The organism is Cellulophaga sp. F20128, assembly GCF_023015805.1.
GTDB lineage: Bacteria > Bacteroidota > Bacteroidia > Flavobacteriales > Flavobacteriaceae > Cellulophaga.
The window spans coordinates 335,056-353,492 of sequence record NZ_JALKBA010000001.1 but is presented as its reverse complement, the minus strand read 5'-3'; the positions used below and the strand labels follow the sequence as shown (position 1 = coordinate 353,492).

Genomic DNA, 18,437 nt, shown 5'->3' with positions numbered 1-18,437 from the left:
TTTATTAAGCCAATACGTCTTTTATGATATGGCCGTGAACGTCTGTAAGTCGCATGTCGCGACCTCCAAAACGGAAGGTTAGTTGTTCGTGATTTATACCGAGCAAATGCATAATGGTAGCGTGTAAATCGTGGATGGTAACAGGGTTTTCTACGACTCTGTATCCATATTCATCTGTTTTTCCAAAAATGGTGCCTCCTTTTATGCCTGCGCCAGCCATCCACATGCTAAAAGCCGAGGGGTTGTGGTCGCGACCATTAGCACCTTGTGCAAAGGGTGTTCTTCCAAATTCCCCAGTCCAGACGACCAAGGTCTCTTCAAGCAAGCCACGGGATTTTAAATCTTTTAATAGACCGGCAATAGGTTGGTCTACGGCATGAGCGTTACGTTCGTGTCCATTTTTAAGGTTACTGTGTTGGTCCCACCGATCAAAACCACTTATGTTGGGACAGGTTAACTCCACAAATCGAACACCGCGCTCTACCAACCTACGAGCTAATAGGCATTGCGAAGCATATCCTTTTTTATGAGGGTCGTCTGAATCTAAGCCATATAATTTCTTGGTGGCTTCTGACTCAGATTTAAATTCTGTTAGTTCTGGGATTGAAGTTTGCATTTTATAAGCCAATTCATAATTAGAAATAGCTGATTCCACGGCGTCTTCTTCGCCCATTTTAGAGATAAGGCTTTGGTCCATTTGTTTGATGAAATCTAGTTTTTGTTCTTGCAAATTAGCTCCATCCTCTTTCGGTACTATGTTTGCAACAGGTTCTGGACCAGATTTAAAGATAGAGGCTTGATAGGAAGCAGGTAAAAATCCATTTTTAAAATTATCCAAGCCGCCAGGAGGCACTAAGCCACCATCTAGTACCACATATCCAGGAATGTTTTTATTTTCACTACCCAAGCCATAGGTCATCCAAGAGCCCATACTTGGCCTTCCTTGTATACCGCTACCCGTGTGTAAAAAGTAATTGGCATTGGTGTGTTCTGGGAAATTTGAAGTCATAGAACGGATGACTGCAAGATCATCTGCACAGGTTGCAATATGTGGAAAAAGTTCGCTGATTGGTATCCCAGAATTTCCATATTGAGTAAACTCCCATGGACTTTTTAAAATTTTACCTACGTTATCAAATTGCGTAGCATCTACTTTGAATTTTTTTCTAGGGTCTTCGCCATTTTCTTTTGCTAATCTTGGTTTTGGGTCAAAAGAATCTACTTGAGAAACACCGCCATCCATATATAAAAAGATTACATTTTTAGCTTTTGGAAGGTAATGCGGTCCCAAATATAAATTAGAAGCTGCATTATTTTTTGGACGCTCACAGCCCAATAAGGGCAGGCCTCCAAACAAGCTCATAAAGGCAAGGGAACCAAAGCCACCTTTACAGATGTCTAGCATTTCTCGGCGCGAAAGTGAACGCTGCATAAAATTGTGGTACTTGCTCATTAGATTAGGTATATAAATTCCTTTAGGTTAAAAATACTATGGCAATAGGTGGTCCAAATGCTAGTTTCTTTGTCTAAACCCTTTGGTAACTCTTGCTCCTTCCTATTTTGAAGCATTGTAATAAAGGTTTTTGCTTTCGTGATTTCATCAGCAGTTGCGGAACGAGAAAAAGTTTTCATATAGACCCAATTCACCTTGTTTTCAAATGATAAATTGGCTGCGGCTAGTAATTGTTGCGCCATTAATTCTGCTTGTTTGGCCACAAAGGGATCGTTCATAATAATCAGCGATTGCGACGGCACGTTGGTTACATTTCGTTTTCCAAAGGTGCTAAAGGGCATTGGCCTATCAAAAGTAGTCATCATTGGTTCTAGGAAGTTACGGCGCACCTCTTGATAAATGCTTCTTCTGCCACCACCATCTAAAGGACCAGAGGTAGCTGGTCTACCCCTTCCTTGCATAAAATCGGTAAGATGCGTTGCAATGGGCTTTCCGTAAAGGGTTGTGTCTAAATTTCCGGAAACGGACAATAGAGCATCTCGTATGGCTTCAGACTCTAATCGCCTAACTGGAAAAGATGCCAAATAGATATTTGTAGGATCTTTTTCGGCTAGTTCTTCAGATCTAATTGTACTTCTTTGAAATGCTTCGGATACGACGATTTGCCGAATCATTTTTTTAATAGACCATCCTTCTTCTTGAAAATTTATAGCCAAAAAATCCAAAAGTTCGGGGTGGGTAGGTAGTTTTCCTTGAAGACCAAAATTGTCTACGGTTTCTACAATACCTTTTCCAAAAAGGTGGTGCCAGATACGGTTTACCATAACCCTAGACGTAAGCGGATTGTCTTTGTTTAACATAGCATTTGCCATTTCTAAACGGCCACTTCCTGCTGCCGAATACGGAATGTCTCCCAAAGGTAAAGCTGATAAAAACCGCCTAGGGATACTGTCTTCCGACAATTCTTTATAGCTTCCTCTATTAAAAATAGGACTATTAATGGCAAAGCCATCGTAAACACCATAGAAAAAAGAATTGGACTTTAGTTTTTTAGCAAGTCTTTCACTACTATCTATCATCACTTTTAGTGCTGGAAATTGGGAAGGTAATTGTCCTTTTTTAAGTTGTTTATTTACTGTTTTCACCAATTGCGAAGAGACACCTATGGCATTAGGCTCGCGGTCATTACCTATAGTTTTGGGCCATTCCTCATCATAGGCAATAGCGTATTCGGCCTCTATAAAAGCATCTTCAGGCAGACTGTAGTCGTGTCTATTGTACCCACCTGGTAATATTTCGATATAAGCTTTATGGCCTTTTAAGGATGCAACATTAAACGTATGGTTGTTCCATTCAGGCGTATTAATTCCCCGAGTCAAATTTCCGTAAATAGGATTCTGAATTAATTGAAAATTATCAACAACGATCCGAATTGTACTTTTTACGCCTAAGGCTCTGATCCCGATAAAATCAGTATCTATTACAAAATTTGGAGAGCGTAGAGCTCCAAAAATACTTAGTCCCATTGCTTTACTAGAAGCACGACCTTCATCAAGGCGTATTAATTTTTCAGTGTTTTTGTCAAGTATCGGATTACCTAATGTAGTCCCATTTCCAAAACCTAGTCCATTACTTTTCCATCCATTAAAATCTGAATTCCTAAAATCGCCTATTACCTTATAATTTGGAGTGTCTTTGGAAGGTACTTGCTTGTCTTTAATGCTGTGTTGTGCTTGTATTGATTTTGCTTTATCAGACCAAGAATCAGCAAGCATTTGTCTCATATAGGTTTGTAAACCTTCAATTTCTTGAACCGTTTGTTTTTTATCTTTAGATAACTCAGCCGGAATTGGAGAGAATCGAGTGCTTTCTATGACACCGTAAAAGGCGTAATAATCGGCAGCAGTAATGGGATCAAATTTATGATCATGGCATTTGGCACATGAAACCGTTAGTCCTTGAAAAGTTTTTGTAGTAACGTCTATGATATTATCGATACGGTCCGCTTCATCTTGTCTAATATCAACCGGACTATGAGTGCCTTCACCCATAGCAAAAAAGGCGGTCCCCAAGGGAGATTCTAAAATACCATCTTCTTTGCCGTAGCGGGGATTTTCTAGTAAATCTCCAGCTAAATGCTCCTTTAGTAATTGGTCATATGCAATATCATCATTAAAAGCGCGTATGAGATAGTCTCGATATTTCCAAGCGCCAGTTATGGTGTAATCAAATTCATGTCCTTTTGTTTCGGCATAACGCGTTAAATCCATCCAATGGCGTGCCCAACGTTCTCCATAAGCGGGAGTATTCAGATAACTATCGACGAGCTGCTCATAGGCCAAGTCGCTTTTGTTTGCTATAAAGTTTTCAACGGCAGTAGGAGAAGGAGGAAGTCCGGTTAACAGATAGGAAACTCTTCGGATTAGCGTGTTTTTATCTGCAGTTGGCATTTTTTCTATTCCTTTTTCTTCAATACGCTTGTCTATAAAAGCATCAATTACATTATTATCGTTAGCATTTGCAGTGGTCGTAGGTTGTATAAAGGCCCAGTGATCTTTCCATTGAGCACCTTGATCTATCCATTTTTCCAGTAATGCTTTATCTCTTGGGGTTAATTTAAGATTAGATTCTGGCGGAGGCATGATTTGGTCTTCTGCCGTGTGATTAATTCGCCTTATTAAAAGACCTTTAGAAGACTTTTTAGGTACAATTGCATAACCGCCATCTTCTAATAATGCGGTAGCTCCTTCTAAATTGTCTAGTCTTAAGTTGGCTTTTCTACTGCTAGGATCTGGCCCATGACACAAATAACAGTTTTGTACTAAAATGGGTCTAATATGAAAATTAAAGTCTACAATTTCTGGTAAGGGTTCTGTGTATTCACCGGAGCTGCTACACGAAGACTGTAAAACAAGCATGGAGATAAGGACAATGAAAACGGACATTTTTGTAAAACTCACCGGTATTGTTTTATGGAATCACTCCAAATATAGAAAATTAAGAAAGCATAAATTACAACTTATTTTGCATAAAGTGATACTTTTTTGCGTAAAATGGATGTGTTTTTAGGGTTTTACAAGGATGAAATTAGTGAATAAAAAGCTTTTACGCACTAACCCTTGAAAGTATATGTTCTCTAAAGTCACTGGGGCTTATCTTGTATTTGTTTTTAAAAATCTTAGAGAAGTAACTTCTACTGCTAAAACCAATACTGTACACTACTTGAGAGATATTCATATCGGTATTTCTAATGAAATCTCGAGCTTCTTCTAATCGTACATGCCTAATATATTCTGTAACCGTACGGGCGTATAATACTTTAAAACCTTCTTGAAGTTTTGATTGCGATAGACCAGATTCTCTACAAAGCATATCTAAAGAATAGTCTTTAGACACTTCATTAAGTATCATTTTGGATATGTTCCGGACAATCTTAAGCTCACTTCTAAGTAAGGTAGTCTTTAAGTTTTTGTTATTTGTGGCTCTATTGTATTGTAAGAGGTGCATGGATAGAATATGGTATACCATTCCTTCTATTTGCATAATCCGAATCATTCCTTTTGTTTTTACTTTTCGCAAAGCACTTATTTTGTCCGCCATTTTTAAATTATAGGCTCCAAAATAGGAAAAGGTGTTCTCGTGATCTGTATCTAAAAAAACTTCATAGAGTTTTTTATTCAACTGATCTACATTATTAAGACGCTTTTTTAAAAACTGTTTTCGTGTAATTTGAATAACATTAATGGCTAGTTTTTTCCCCTTGGGAAAATAAAAGTAGTTGTAACCTCCGTCTTTACTTGTGATTATTACGGATTGAAATTGTTCTAATTTTTTGATCTGCTCATCAGTTTGATATCCAAAACGATGGCTGCAATCACCTTCTAGGCAATAGGTAAAATGAATTGGATTAAAATTAGAGGCATCCATTTCTATGGTTATATCATCAAAAAAGGTAATGTCATATTCTAATAAATTAACCCCCCAATCAAAAGTAATAAACCGGATGCTTCCTTTTGCAATTTTCGAATCTACAGCTAGTGTGTATTCACCCCAACGTTCTTCGATGGTACCACCAATAGCGTTTTGAATTTGCTTTACGGTACCTTCAATGCCTTTGGCATCAATACTGATTTTAATCATAATTCTTTGCAGTTGACCCATAAAATTGGTGTTTTTGATGAAAAAGTCAACAATCAAAGGTAAATAATTAATCATAAATGGGATGTTTTTTGTTTTTGCTGAAATGTTATACTAAAAAAAGCCCCTTTAAAAAGAGGCTTTTTTGCAACACAAATCATACGAATAATAATTAAACCAAATTTTTATTCAAAATAAATGGTTGCCGTTAATTAGTTTTATTTGCGATTATAATTCCTTCTTTTTAGGGTTACTGATATCCAATTGATTGTTAAATTCCAATGTTCGTATAGGAAAAGGAATATTAATATTATTGGTATCAAATGACTTTTTAATTGCTTTAATGGCTACACTTGTGGCATCTAACTTATTTTTTGCATTTTCAGAATCTACCCAAAAACGACAAATAAAGTTTATGGAACTATCCCCAAATTCTGTATAATAGAATTCTATTTCAGAATCGTCATCTGTTTTATAGAGTCCGCCAATAGCTACTTTGGTCAGCTTTTCAACTTGCTCTAAATCAGATTCGTAACCAACACCACAGGCAACAACAATTCTCATTTTTGTAGTTAGGGAGTAGTTTTTAAACGGGTTTTCGATGATTGTTTTATTAGGTATGACCACTAAATTATTATCAAATTCCTTAAGTACCACGCTATTTAGGTTGATGTCTATGACTTCACCGGCAAAACCTGTAGTTTCTATCCAGTTGCCTAGCTCTATTTTTTTCCGAAAAGACAGTACAATACCAGAAAGCAGGTTAGATAATGTGCCTTGTAAGGCTAGACCAATTACTAAACCAGAAATACCGGCCCCAGCCAATAAGGTGTTTAGTGTCTTGCTTAAGTCCATTGCTCCTAATGCTAAAAAGAGACCAACGAGAACTACAAATATGGCAGATATACGACCTATTAGTTGTGAAATACTGTTTTGTGGTATCCGTTTTGAAGCTAATTTAACAACCCATTTGTTTACAACACGAGCAATATAGTAGGAGACAACCATAACAATTATGGCAACAATAATATTGGGTAGGTTTTCAATGAAACTTGTAATCCAACCTTCTATTTTTTCTATTATTTCAAGAAATGATGTTTGTATTTTATCTTTCATTTACGTTTGGTTTGTTGATTAAAGTTTTGGAAGTTTACTCTTTCTACAAGTTAATAAACTTTTTCAATGGATTTTGTATTTAGTTGATCTTCAGTGTTTTTACGCCAAGCATCCAACATCCAACTCAATTTTTCCAAATTAGCGGTATAAGATCCTAACATGGCTATTGTTTCTTTATCCCCAGCTTTCTCTGCATTAGCCATTGTAGCTTTCATTTGTTCTAATAATTTTTGGTGATCACCTAAAATTTCGGAAATCATCTCAACATCTGTAATTAATGGAGAAACCTCCTTGATAGATGATGTTTCTAAGTATTTACTATAATTGCTAACAGGATGGTACCTTAGCGTTAAAACCCTTTCCGCAATTTCATCAATTTTTAATCGAGCATCGGTATACAGTTCTTCAAGCTTATCATGTAAGTCAAAAAAATTTTCACTTAATACGTTCCAATGAAAGCTTCTCAGTTTTTGGTAATAGATGCTATAATCTGCTAAAAGCAAATTTAATTCGCCAATAACGGGTATTAATTTAGTGTCACTAATATTTAAATAATTCAAATTGTTCGTGCGTTTTTATAGTATTCTAGCGTGGCTTTTCCACGCCTTGGTTTGTTTATAACAAAGTTAATCTTAGGGTCTGTTATGGCTTTGCTCATTTAAAATGAATCTTGCCTCAGATGATATGTGTATCTATTGGGATACCTATTATATAGTAGCTTAGCTAGGTATTTTAAATGAGTTAAGGTTTAAATTGATAGCGTTAAGGACTGTTGGTATAAAGCTGCACCTTTGTACTATAGAATTTAAATATTCAAAAAAGTAGTATTAACCTTTAAATTAATTAGTTATGTTAAGATGGACAATTACATTTGTAGTTCTGGCAATAATAGCGGGAATTTTAGGATTTGGAGGTATTGCGGCAGGAGCTGCCAGTATCGCTAAAATATTATTCTTTCTGTTTCTGATACTTTTTGTAGTATCATTATTTACAGGAAAAAAAAGAAATATATAAATTTAAAATTAACAACTTAAAACAACACATATGAAAAAAATAGCATATTTAGGATTGTTTACATTTGTTATGGCAATAGCTGTATCTGGATGTAGGGAAAATAAAAGTACAGGAGAAAAAATTGAAGACGGAATTGAGGAAGTAGGTGATGGAATTGAAGAAGGAGTAGAGGAAGTTGGGGATGAAATTGATGATGCTACAGACGATAATTAATGCGTTTTTTCTGTAGCCATTTAAAGAACAAGGAAATACAATATTTCCTTGTTCTTTTTTACAAATTTTAACAACCAATAAAAGTAGTATTCAGAAAGGTTTGCTATATATTAGCACAACAATTAGGATCAATTTTTGATTAATTAAAACACACACTATGAAAAAAATAATTTTTTTATTTTCAATTTTAGCCTTTTCCGCAATTAGCGTACATGGGCAGTCAATAGCTAAAAACGCATTAGGATTGCGTATTGGTGATAATGATGGTTTTGGTGGAGAAATATCGTACCAAAATTATTTGTCTGACAACAATAGGTTAGAATTAGACCTTGGCTGGCGTAATTCTAAAAACGTAGACGCCTTTAAATTAGTTGGTTTATACCAATGGGTACAACCTATAGATACTAATTTTAATTGGTATGTTGGTGTTGGTGGTGGTGTTGGTTCATTTGACGCTGGAGATAATGATGGTATATTTGCACTAGTTGCAGGGGATATAGGTATTGAATATAATTTTAATATTCCTTTGTTGATATCGCTAGATATGAGACCAGAACTTGGTTTTAACGATAGCTATTCCAACGATTTAGATCTGGATATCGCCTTAGGTATTCGATATCAATTTTAATATATAGGATCAATAGAAGTAAAAAAGGCTAGCATTTTAAATGCTAGCCTTTTTTTTTAAAACAAGAGTTTAATTTTTTCTACGATTTTTTGAGGTAAGTTATAGGGGGGATATCGCAAGGGTGCATCAAACCAATTCGCTTTTTTAATGATTGCTTTTTTGTGGGAAAAAGTATCGAAAGACATTTTACCGTGATAAGTTCCAATTCCACTACTACCTACACCACCAAACGGAAGTTTTTTATTGGTAATTTGTATGATCGTATCATTAATGGCGCCTCCACCAAAACTATAGGTTTGTATTATTTTTTTCTGAAATTTTTTATTCTTTGAAAAAACATAGGTGGCCAAAGGTTTGCCGTAATTCATCATATAACGGTCTATATCTGTTTCGTTTTCATAAGAGATTATTGGTAATATTGGCCCAAAAATTTCTCCTTCCATTAGCTTGCTATCCAATTTAGGTTCGTTTACTAGGGTGGGTGCTAAATAATTATCAGCTGCATTACTTTCGCCACCAAAAATAATTTCTTGTCCTTCCAGAAGCATTTTAAGGTTGTTAAAATGGTTGGCATCCACGGTGCGGGCATAATCGGGAGAAGCTTCAATGTTTCTTCCATAGGAAGCTTCAATACTATTTATTAAGGCCGCTACTAATTTTTCTTTTACTCGCTTATGAACCAAAATATAATCGGTTGCTATACAGGTTTGTCCGGCGTTTAAGAATTTACCCCATACAATGCGTTTTGCACTAAGTTCTATGGCAGCTGTTTCATCAACAATACAAGGGTTTTTACCTCCCAATTCTAAAGTGATTGGTGTTAAATGTTTGGCGGCACTTTCATAAAATAGTTTCCCAACCCGGGTGCTTCCTGTAAAGAATATATAATCCCATTTTTGGAGTAGTAATTCTTTAGAAACTTCTACACCTCCTTCAATCACGGTAACATATTCGGGATTAAATACTGCGGCAATGATTTCAGCAACAATCTTAGAAGTATTCGGTGTAATTTCTGAAGGTTTTATGACGGCTGTATTGCCTGCGGCTACTGCTCCAATTAATGGGGCTATAGCCAACTGAAAAGGATAGTTCCACGGTGCAACAATTAAAACGGTGCCAAAGGGCTCTTTATAAATCCAATCAGAGGAAGGGAAGTTTAACAGAGAAGCAGATACCTTTTCTGCTTGTGCCCAAAACCCTATGTTTTTTATGACGTAACTAAGCTCTGCCAGTACAAATTGGGTTTCAGCAGCCATGGATTCAAACCTTGGTTTTTTAAAGTCGGCATAGATGGCGTCGCAGATATCACTTTCCCTGTTTAGTATAACCTGACGTAATTTTTTCAGGGACTTTATCCGAAATGATACCTCTTTAGTTTGCTGTGATCTAAAGAAATTTTGTTGCTTTTTTAATACGTCCATTTGTTCTTTGTTTACACTAAAATTTAGAAAATTAACTACTACTATGTAGTACAAAAATACACCTTATTAACCAGCAAGTGCCTTTTCAATTTTCAGAAAGACTCTAAGGTTAAATGAAATAATAAGGTTGGCTTATCATAAGCTGCCTCTACCGTGTGAATTCCCAAGGCTACATTCATCGTCGTTTCGGTAATTTCCTTTAAAATCACGACCGTTGTTGTTTCTTTGAATCCTAAATATTCTCCTAGGATCAATTGTTTTTTACCTATAAAATTGACTGGGCCAGATGCGGTGTCTACGGTAAAATCTCCCTCGTTTATTTCCCAAGTAGCGTTGGTAATTGGGGTGTATAAGGCATTTGCCAAAGGAACATTGTTTAAATCTGCTGAGACAGCCGTGATATTTGCCCCGTGAAAAACACTTGCATGAATAATACCCATCAGGCTTTGCCCATCTATATTATCTACTTTGTAGGAACCGTCATATACAAAGGTAAAGGTATCTTCATAAGAAGCACCTAAGCCAACAGCGTCCAATAAATTATCAAATGAGGCGATCAACAAACCAAGATCATTTTCAATTAATCCAGCGCCTTCTTTCCCTGCGGTATATGCCTTTTTCAGTTTCCATGATTTTCCTTCGGGTCTCGCTTGCCCACCCGTGAGTAATATTTCAAGAGAGGGAAGGATGGTAACTTCTTTTGTTTCTGAAAACGTACCGTTTGCGCCATTCACCGTTAAAACCACCTGATATACTCCTGCACTTGAAAAAGCGTACACAGGGTCTTCTTCTGTACTGTTTGTGCCATCACCAAAATCCCACGAAATGGTGGATGCATTTTCTACAGTACCGTTAAAGGTAACTTGAGTGCCTTCAACCAAAAACTGAAAATCGGCCAAAGGTAACAATGGGGCGTCGTCAGAAGAACAGTTTACCATGGTTAAGCTCAGGAACAAAAAGGCTGCTATTTTTAAATATTTCATAGTTCTATATTTTTGAATTCAAACGATTAATTTTTATCCCACCAAACTGGGGTGTCTATTTTATTTGCGCCTTGTCTATTGATAGCCTCAGTAGCATTTGTCGTATTGGAACCCAATTCAAAGGAAGAATAATTAAATCTATGAGGCATTATACCGTTGGTTGCCCCCTTTGATAAATTGTCTGTTGTTCTAATGGGTATCATTGGATATCCTGTACGGCGAATGTGTGACCACCCTTCAAAGAAATTTGGTGTAAGGGCTAACCACATTTGTACGCCAATTTGTTCTTCATCATTGTTGCCCGCCAATGTTGCCGCTGGCGATGCAAGAAATGTCGTTATTTCGGGTGCAGCTACTTCCCATTGATTCATAGAAGTTTCAATTCCTTTCCGATATAGAGTATTGGCTGAAACAGGATCATTATCATAAGCCAAGGCAGCCTCAGCACGCAACAACCAAACTTCGGCAGCTGTTATTACATATAGCTTGCTATCTGGCGAAGCTAACGGAAGTCCCATATCTGATCTGTTTGCAAAATCTGAACTTCCAAAGGCTTGATCCGTAAGGCCGTTGACCATGCCCGAATAATCTCCATTCCCGTTTGTGCTAACAAAAACGGCTAATCTTGGGTCTTCAGTTCCTTGCAATTGGTCAATAAGTGTATTGGACACTTTTACCGATGGAAATCCTGTTCTTCTTGTAAACCAGGCGTTTCCAGTTCCTTCGGTTTCTATCATAAAGGCATCATGCGCCGTGGTTTCCATAAGGGGTTGTGATAGACATTGGTTAACCGTGGCTTCAGAAAGACCAGGGTCAACATAGCGTAATCGCATGGCCAACCGTAGGCGAACACTATTGGCAAAGCGTATCCATTTGGAAAGGTCGTTATTGAAGATTGGGTCAGAGTTAGGGTATCCCATTGTAGGGTCAGCAGTTTTTAATATAGTAATACTGTTCGTCAATCTTAGGATAAGGTCTTTGTAGATACTTTCTTGGGTGTCGTATTTTGGTTGTACGATGTTTTGTGATTTTCCCTTACCACCTTCGGTATAGGGAACATCCCCAAAGGCATCGGTTATTTTGGCATAGCCTAAAACGGCTATAATATGTGCCATTGCATTACGCACCTTGTTTGATGTTCCTTCGGCCGTGGTTAGTTCTAGGACCTCTTCAATATGCCGAATGGTGCCTCCGTAAAGGCCATTGAAAATACTGTTGTAATCCCCATCAAAACCATCTCCGTATTGATCGGGGGCACGCCACGTACTTCCGGCTACGTAATAATGAGCATGTTGTCCTGCAAAATGGCTAGATGCGTTATCGGATGTTCCTATAAATAAACTTCGAACAGCATTGGTAAATAAGGCTGCATCATCTATTGTTGTTACCGCATTTGGGTTATCGTACAAGTCCTCCAAATGGTTTTCACATGCAACGAACAATAGTAGGATTCCTAAGGCAACTACTGTTTTTCTAATTGTTTTTTGTATATTTTTCATAGTTGGCTTTATTAAAAGTTAAGTTTTAAATTAACACCATAGTTTCTTGTAGAAGGTAATGATGAATGTTCAAAGGCTGTACTTGTTGGTCCACTACTATAACTTCCTTCGGGATCAATATCACCCGAAGCGTTGTATAAAAAGAATAGGTTTCTACCTATGGCAGATATGCTGGCAGATTGAATACCAGTATTCCGCAACATGGTTTTTGGAAAATCAAATGTTAGGGCTACTTCTCTAAGTTTTACATTGGTAGCATCTATAATAAGATCTGTAGCAATTTCATTTGCGAATATATCTGTAAATTGTTTTAGAAAGGCGCTAGCTACAACCTCATTTGTAAAGCCAGTGTGTTCATTGATGCCTTCTTCAATAATTCCAGTTTCCCTGCCTACTAAACTCCGTTGATCTGTTCCAAAAAATAAGCGATACCCTCTCCCATAAGAATAATATTCGCCACCTACTTGGGCACTGATTAAGGTACTTAATGTTAGGTTTTTATAGCGAATTTTACTGGTAAAACCACCGTACCAATCAGGGTTAATATTACCTAATGCAACCCGATCACCACGTTTGGCTAGTCCGTCATTACCAATTATTTTTCTTCCAAAATTATCTCGTAAAAAATCATTGCCATAAATTGTTCCAAATTCTTGACCTGGTCTAGCTTCAACTGAAGCCGTCCATAAAGACCCTAAGGAAATACTCTCTAACCCTTGGTTTAAAGTGATTACCTTAGAGTTGCTTTTGGTAAAGTTAAAACCTAAGTCCCACTGAAAATTATCAGATTCAAAAGGGATAAGATTTAATTGGGCTTCATATCCTTTATTCTCTATTTCTCCCGCATTGATTACTTTAGAAGAATACCCGGTAGATCCTGAAATAGGTACTGCCATGATCTGGTCTGTAGTATTCGTTTGGTAATAAGTTACATCCAATTGAATCCGGTTATTTAAGAATCCTAAATCCGCTCCTATTTCCCAAGACTCTGAAGTTTCTGGTTTTAAATCAAAAGAAGGTAAACTTCCAGAAATGGAACCTATCGTATAGGGCAAAGTAACAGTCTGATCTATATTGTATACCGCCTGTGTTCTATACGGACTGGTATCATTACCAACCTTGGCATAGGACCCTCTAAGTTTACCTTGACTTAGAATGTTTGGGTTTATGCCTAAGATTTTAGAGAATAGAATACTCATGTTTTCCGAATGGTACCAATAGGAATTATTTTCTTTGGGTAGTGTAGAGGAGTGGTCGTTTCTAATGGTGGCATCAAAATAAAGGTACCCACCATAACCAAATTGCCCTAAGGCATAATAAGAGTAAATTCCTTTTTCGGAAATACTCTCCGAGCTAAAAGAGTTTTTGTAATTACTGATTCTATAGAAATTAGGAGTTTTACTATCATTGCCAGAGATGTTTAAAGAACTACTAGACTCATTTCTGTAGGTAGACCCTAAACTTCCAGTGAAATTAAAATCAGCTATTTTTGCTGTATAGGTGGCTAGAATATCTGAATTCCAAATGCGGCTTTTTCCACTATCATGATTGTATGACCCCAGGCCGTTACTTACAGCAACGGCTCCTCTTTCTCCAAAACTGGTATAATCATAGGAAATATAATCAACACCTGATTTAGCTGTGATATTGAAGGCATTATTTATTTTCCATTTGGTTGAAATAAACCCTTGAAAACGATCTTTTCCATCAAAGTTTCCTGCATTGTCTAATGCCCAATAAGGGTTGTTAAAGGTATTGTCTAAGTTCCATTTTATTTCTTCACCATTGGTATTAATTGTATTGTTGGCAACATCATTTAATCGGATATCACGTGGCATCAATGAGAGCTGTAATGCTGTATTTCCGCTACCTTCCCCTAATTGGGGTCTATTCTTTACTTTAGATGTGATATAGGTCATTTTTCCATCAACACTAAAGTTTTCTGTAAGTTGTGAGGAACCTCTAATACTAAATGTTTGTTTGTCTAGCGTATTATTAGCAATAATACCCTGGCTATTTTCATCTGTAATAGCAATTCTAAAAGAACCTTTTTCACTCTGTCCTTCAAAGGCAATACTATTTGCTAAGGTATATCCATTTTGGTAAAAGTCCTTATAGGGATCTGCACTAGAGTTGGGTGAAAATGTAGCTTGTTGACCCAACCAATTGGTATAGGGTTGTCTTTCCATTTTTGGCCCCCAACTCCATGAAAAAGGATAATCTAGAACAGGTCTTCCATCAGCATTAATAGGAGCAAAAGCTCCAAAAGCACCAGAGCCATATTCGTTTTGAAAGTCAGGAGTTAATGCTACTTCTGTGGTGTTAAAAGAGGAATTAAAGGAAATACCAACTCCTTCTTTTTTGATTCCTGTTTTGGTTGTTATTAAAATGACACCATTCATTCCTAAAGATCCATAAGCTGCTGCTGCGCCGGCACCTTTAAGAACGCTTATAGAGGCAACATTGTCTGGGTTAATATCTGAAAGTGCATCCCCGCGGTCAACACCACCCCAAGCAGAGCCACCACCACCACCGTTACTAATGGGAATACCATCTACGACTACCAGGGGCCTGTTAGATCCGTTGATGGTTGTGATGCCTCTTAGTAAAATTCTGCTAGAACCATCTACACCGGTGTTGTTTTGGGTTATTTGTAAACCTGAAACCTTACCAGAAAGTGAGTTCATAACATTATTCTCTCGCGCAACATTGACTTCCTCCGAAGATACTTGCGATACAGAGTAACCCAAAGACTCTTTGTCTCTTTGAATGTTGAGGGCGGTTACAACTACTTCTTCCATTTTTTGTGCATTGACCTCTAACCATACGGTTAGATTTGTATTTGCATCTACTGTAACTTCTTGAGTCAAATATCCTAAGGAGGAAAACACAATAATGTCTTCATTTTGAACTCCTTGAAGTTGAAAGTTGCCATCAAAATCTGTTGAAGCACCTTTGTTAGTTCCTTTAACCATAACGCTAACTCCCAAAAGTGGGGTGTTGGTGTCTTTTTCTAGGACCTTGCCAGAAATGGTTTTTTGAGCGTTGGTTGTCATTGAAAAACCAATTGCCACCAGTAAGATTATTATTTTCTTCATTTAGTTTTGGTTATTTAGTTGTTTTCCCATGATTGGGCAATGGTTTTTTATTCTTTTAAGGCTAGGATGTATTCAGCAACCGCCATTTTAGCCTCATCTGATAAATAATTTTGGGGAGGCATTTCCGGATAGTCTTCCCTTAGGTTTTTAGGATTACTGATATAATCTACAATGCCTTGAGGGTTGTTGTTGTGAATAGCTTGTATAATATTGGTGGGAACACCAATTAATCTTGAATTAAAGGCATGGCAACCTGCGCAAATACCGTAGTAGGTCAGTTCTCCTAGCTCATGGTCGGAAACAGATCTAGGCGCTACAGGTTCTGGAAGCATAAATGTGGTAATGTCTTTTGTGTCTGTTATTTGGGCTGGACCATAATTGTCAATGCCAAAAGAGCGATATTTATTTTTGTCTCTAATGGTACTTCCTGTACCACCGCCATAGGCAAAAATGTCTGGCCCTTTGGTGTCCATTTGCGTAAGCATAAGAGCTTTTAATTCGCCCGTAGGATTATTGCCATTGTTGTACATAATGTTATCTAAAATAACAACCCTATCTGGGTTGGGTTCAGAATTTGGATCATTGGCCTTAGGATCGCCATTGGTTAAATCTACTATGGTGATACCTGCATTGTCATTTCCAGTAATGATGTTGTTTTCTACAATAACATCATCTGCAGCCATAATCAAAATACCAGTTCCTGGCGGTATACCTGCCACTGTGGATCCTGGCGCTCCAAAATTCTCATGGTTGTTATTAACTATAAAATTGTTTCGAATGATGACGTCAAAAGTTGTTTTAATGGGAAGCCCTGGGGTTACAAAGGCTAATATGCCGCCCGTATTGTTATGGGCATAATTATTTTCCACCAAGCAGTGCCTAGAATTTTCTATCTCTATCCCTGCCACGTTATCAAAAACTTCATTGTGTATTACATCCACATTATCGCACATGCCCACATAAATTGCGGCATCTGCAATGACACTTAAAACGTTGTGTTCAATAAGTCCGTTTTTGCCATATTGTGGGAAGATACCATATACTCCTGTATCAATAATCCAGTTATTTCGAATGATAAAATTATTGCCAGCCTGCCCCATGATACCATTACCCTTATAATTAATGATTTTAAAGTTTTCAATTAAAATACCGTTGCCTGAATACAAAAAGGCGTCATTTATTTTCTTTTTACCGTCGAGTGTAGGCCACTTTCCATTGATGACAACACCTTGAAGGCTGATGTTATCTTTGTCTATATAAACATTCTCAGAATAGGTACCTGGAAATACCCGTATTAGGTCTCCGGGATTGGCTTCTTTTACGGCAGCTTGTATGGAGGATCCGCTTTTTACTTCAATTACTTTTCCATTAAAATCTTCTTTTTGAGCCATTTGGGTGGTATCTGTAGTAAAGCCCACATTTCTGTACTGCATAGTAGAAGGCATGGGTATGGTGGCTTCTGAGTATTTGTTGGCAAAGAATGTTTTGCCTACAAATACACCTATGCCTAGAAAGACAATGGCTGCAAGAAATTTGAATAAACCAGTTGTTTTTTTCATTTTATATTGAGTTTAGTTATTTAATTGCGTTTGTTAAACCTGATGGGACGGTAGGGGGTATTTTAGGTATAAAAGATTCGTCTGTTAGTGTTTTTAGAAAATCGACTAGTCTGTCTAGCTCATAGTCACTTAAATTGGGTTCCCAAATGTGCCAGTGTATTCTTAACTGCTCCCCTTTAGGAACTGCATGTCCTCTGCCATCTGTGTAAAACTGAACGGTTTCTCTCAGTGTTGCAAAATTTCCAGAATGCATATAGGGAGCTGTTTTTTCTATATTTCTTAGACTTGGTACTTTGAACCCACCACGTAGTGTACTGTCTTTAAAAGGAATTTCTGCTCCAGCATCTAAGGGCAAGCCATAAGGCTCTGGTGTTCCAATGATTGCAATTTGTTGATTGCTAAATAGCGGTGGGGTATGGCATTCTGCACAACGAGCAACAAAAGATCGAAAAACGTTAAGCCCTTCAATCTCTTTTTTGTTTAGGGCAGATTGGTAGCCATGTGCATATTGATCGTATTTGCTATTGAGCGAAATTAACGAGGTTTCAAAGGCAGTTAAGGCGGTGTAAATTTCTTCTAATTTAATTTGATCTTTTGTGTCTCTATTTGGAAAAGCTTCTGCAAACATTTGCAAATACTCTTCAAAAGAATTCATTGTTTTCACCAAGTTTTCTGGGGTGTTGTCCATTTCGTTGGAAGCAAAAAGAGGTCCTTCCAATTGTTCTTCTAAGGTGCTTGCCCGTCCATCCCAGAAAAATAATTTCATATAGGCAACATTCCATAAGGAAGGGGCACTACGGTCTAATTTTTGGCCATTCATTCCAATGCTTGTTGCTAGACCATCACTAAACCCTTTGCTAGGAATATGACATGTTGCACAAGAAATGGTGCCATTGCCCGATAGCGCAGGGTCAAAAAACAAATACCTTCCGAGGTCTATTTGCTGGGGAGAAAACCCATCACGTGCCTTTGGCAAAGCCGATTTTAATCCGCCTACACCTGGGTCATTTTCTGTGGTATATAGTTTGTATAAGTTTTGTGCAACACATTCATTTTTATCATTTAGCTTAAAGCCAGGCGGGCAGGTGTTTGTTAGTAAGAACACTTCCTCATATTCCGAGGTTACTTTTTTTCCGGCCACTAAAAATGAGAGAATTACAGCCAAAACGACTAATACAGAAAACTGTAAGAAATACTTTTTTTTGTTCACCCTTTTAAAATGTCTAAATCATGAAGTTTGTTTCCTTTAAAGAAAAGCGTGACAGCTTATTTTAGAAACACAACTGCATCCAAATTAATAGGATGGTGTCTAGAAT

General features: G+C 37.3%; 14 protein-coding genes. 3 read left to right on the top strand and 11 right to left on the bottom strand.

The window, feature by feature from the left end; all coding sequences use genetic code 11:
• Nucleotides 1-4: 4 nt before the first annotated feature.
• From MWU65_RS01495 to MWU65_RS01475, 5 genes are all read right to left on the bottom strand, one after another.
• Nucleotides 5-1,453 carry a DUF1501 domain-containing protein gene (locus tag MWU65_RS01495; RefSeq protein WP_247075161.1) on the bottom strand — a complete coding sequence of 483 codons (1,449 nt, stop codon included), beginning with the start codon at nucleotides 1,451-1,453 and terminating at the stop codon, nucleotides 5-7.
• Complete coding sequence (locus MWU65_RS01490) at nucleotides 1,453-4,413, bottom strand: PSD1 and planctomycete cytochrome C domain-containing protein (RefSeq protein WP_247075160.1); 2,961 nt, start codon at nucleotides 4,411-4,413, stop codon at nucleotides 1,453-1,455. Before MWU65_RS01490 ends, MWU65_RS01495 begins: the two co-directional genes overlap by 1 nt.
• 145 nt (nucleotides 4,414-4,558) lie before the next feature.
• The gene (locus tag MWU65_RS01485) at nucleotides 4,559-5,668 is read right to left on the bottom strand and encodes a helix-turn-helix transcriptional regulator (RefSeq protein ID WP_348646014.1); all 1,110 of its coding nucleotides are present in this window, start codon (nucleotides 5,666-5,668) and stop codon (nucleotides 4,559-4,561) included.
• 150 nt (nucleotides 5,669-5,818) lie between these two features.
• The gene (locus MWU65_RS01480; protein ID WP_247075158.1) at nucleotides 5,819-6,706 is read right to left on the bottom strand and encodes a mechanosensitive ion channel family protein; all 888 of its coding nucleotides are present in this window, start codon (nucleotides 6,704-6,706) and stop codon (nucleotides 5,819-5,821) included.
• Between the two features lie 50 nt (nucleotides 6,707-6,756).
• Nucleotides 6,757-7,266: a DNA starvation/stationary phase protection protein gene (locus MWU65_RS01475; protein ID WP_247075152.1), complete on the bottom strand. Its 510-nt coding sequence runs from the start codon at nucleotides 7,264-7,266 to the stop codon at nucleotides 6,757-6,759.
• 289 nt (nucleotides 7,267-7,555) lie between these two features.
• On the opposite strand from MWU65_RS01475, the gene MWU65_RS01470 reads away from it, so the two are divergent.
• The 3 genes from MWU65_RS01470 to MWU65_RS01460 all read left to right on the top strand — a co-directional run bounded on the left by MWU65_RS01470 (nucleotide 7,556) and on the right by MWU65_RS01460 (nucleotide 8,561).
• The gene (locus MWU65_RS01470; RefSeq protein ID WP_247075150.1) at nucleotides 7,556-7,720 is read left to right on the top strand and encodes a DUF1328 family protein; all 165 of its coding nucleotides are present in this window, start codon (nucleotides 7,556-7,558) and stop codon (nucleotides 7,718-7,720) included.
• Between the two features lie 30 nt (nucleotides 7,721-7,750).
• Entirely contained in the window at nucleotides 7,751-7,933 is a 183-nt protein-coding gene (locus MWU65_RS01465; protein WP_247075149.1) for a hypothetical protein, read from the top strand.
• A gap of 157 nt (nucleotides 7,934-8,090) precedes the next feature.
• Nucleotides 8,091-8,561 (top strand): hypothetical protein, encoded by a 471-nt coding sequence (locus tag MWU65_RS01460; RefSeq protein ID WP_247075148.1) that lies wholly within the window; start codon nucleotides 8,091-8,093, stop codon nucleotides 8,559-8,561.
• 56 nt (nucleotides 8,562-8,617) lie between these two features.
• Here the strand turns inward: MWU65_RS01460 and MWU65_RS01455 are convergent, their stop codons facing one another.
• From MWU65_RS01455 to MWU65_RS01430, 6 genes are all read right to left on the bottom strand, one after another.
• On the bottom strand, nucleotides 8,618-9,982 hold the full coding sequence (locus MWU65_RS01455; protein ID WP_247075146.1) for an aldehyde dehydrogenase: 1,365 nt from the start codon (nucleotides 9,980-9,982) through the stop codon (nucleotides 8,618-8,620).
• 92 nt (nucleotides 9,983-10,074) lie between these two features.
• The gene (locus MWU65_RS01450; RefSeq protein WP_247075144.1) at nucleotides 10,075-10,965 is read right to left on the bottom strand and encodes a PKD domain-containing protein; all 891 of its coding nucleotides are present in this window, start codon (nucleotides 10,963-10,965) and stop codon (nucleotides 10,075-10,077) included.
• Nucleotides 10,966-10,991: 26 nt separating this feature from the next.
• Nucleotides 10,992-12,464 carry a SusD/RagB family nutrient-binding outer membrane lipoprotein gene (locus tag MWU65_RS01445; protein WP_247075142.1) on the bottom strand — a complete coding sequence of 491 codons (1,473 nt, stop codon included), beginning with the start codon at nucleotides 12,462-12,464 and terminating at the stop codon, nucleotides 10,992-10,994.
• An 11-nt stretch (nucleotides 12,465-12,475) separates the two neighbouring features.
• Complete coding sequence (locus MWU65_RS01440) at nucleotides 12,476-15,562, bottom strand: SusC/RagA family TonB-linked outer membrane protein (RefSeq protein ID WP_247075137.1); 3,087 nt, start codon at nucleotides 15,560-15,562, stop codon at nucleotides 12,476-12,478.
• Nucleotides 15,563-15,609: 47 nt separating this feature from the next.
• Nucleotides 15,610-17,121 (bottom strand): parallel beta-helix domain-containing protein, encoded by a 1,512-nt coding sequence (locus tag MWU65_RS01435; RefSeq protein ID WP_247075136.1) that lies wholly within the window; start codon nucleotides 17,119-17,121, stop codon nucleotides 15,610-15,612.
• A 16-nt stretch (nucleotides 17,122-17,137) separates the two neighbouring features.
• Nucleotides 17,138-18,331: a cytochrome c peroxidase gene (locus MWU65_RS01430; protein ID WP_247075135.1), complete on the bottom strand. Its 1,194-nt coding sequence runs from the start codon at nucleotides 18,329-18,331 to the stop codon at nucleotides 17,138-17,140.
• Between the last annotated feature and the right edge of the window lie 106 nt (nucleotides 18,332-18,437).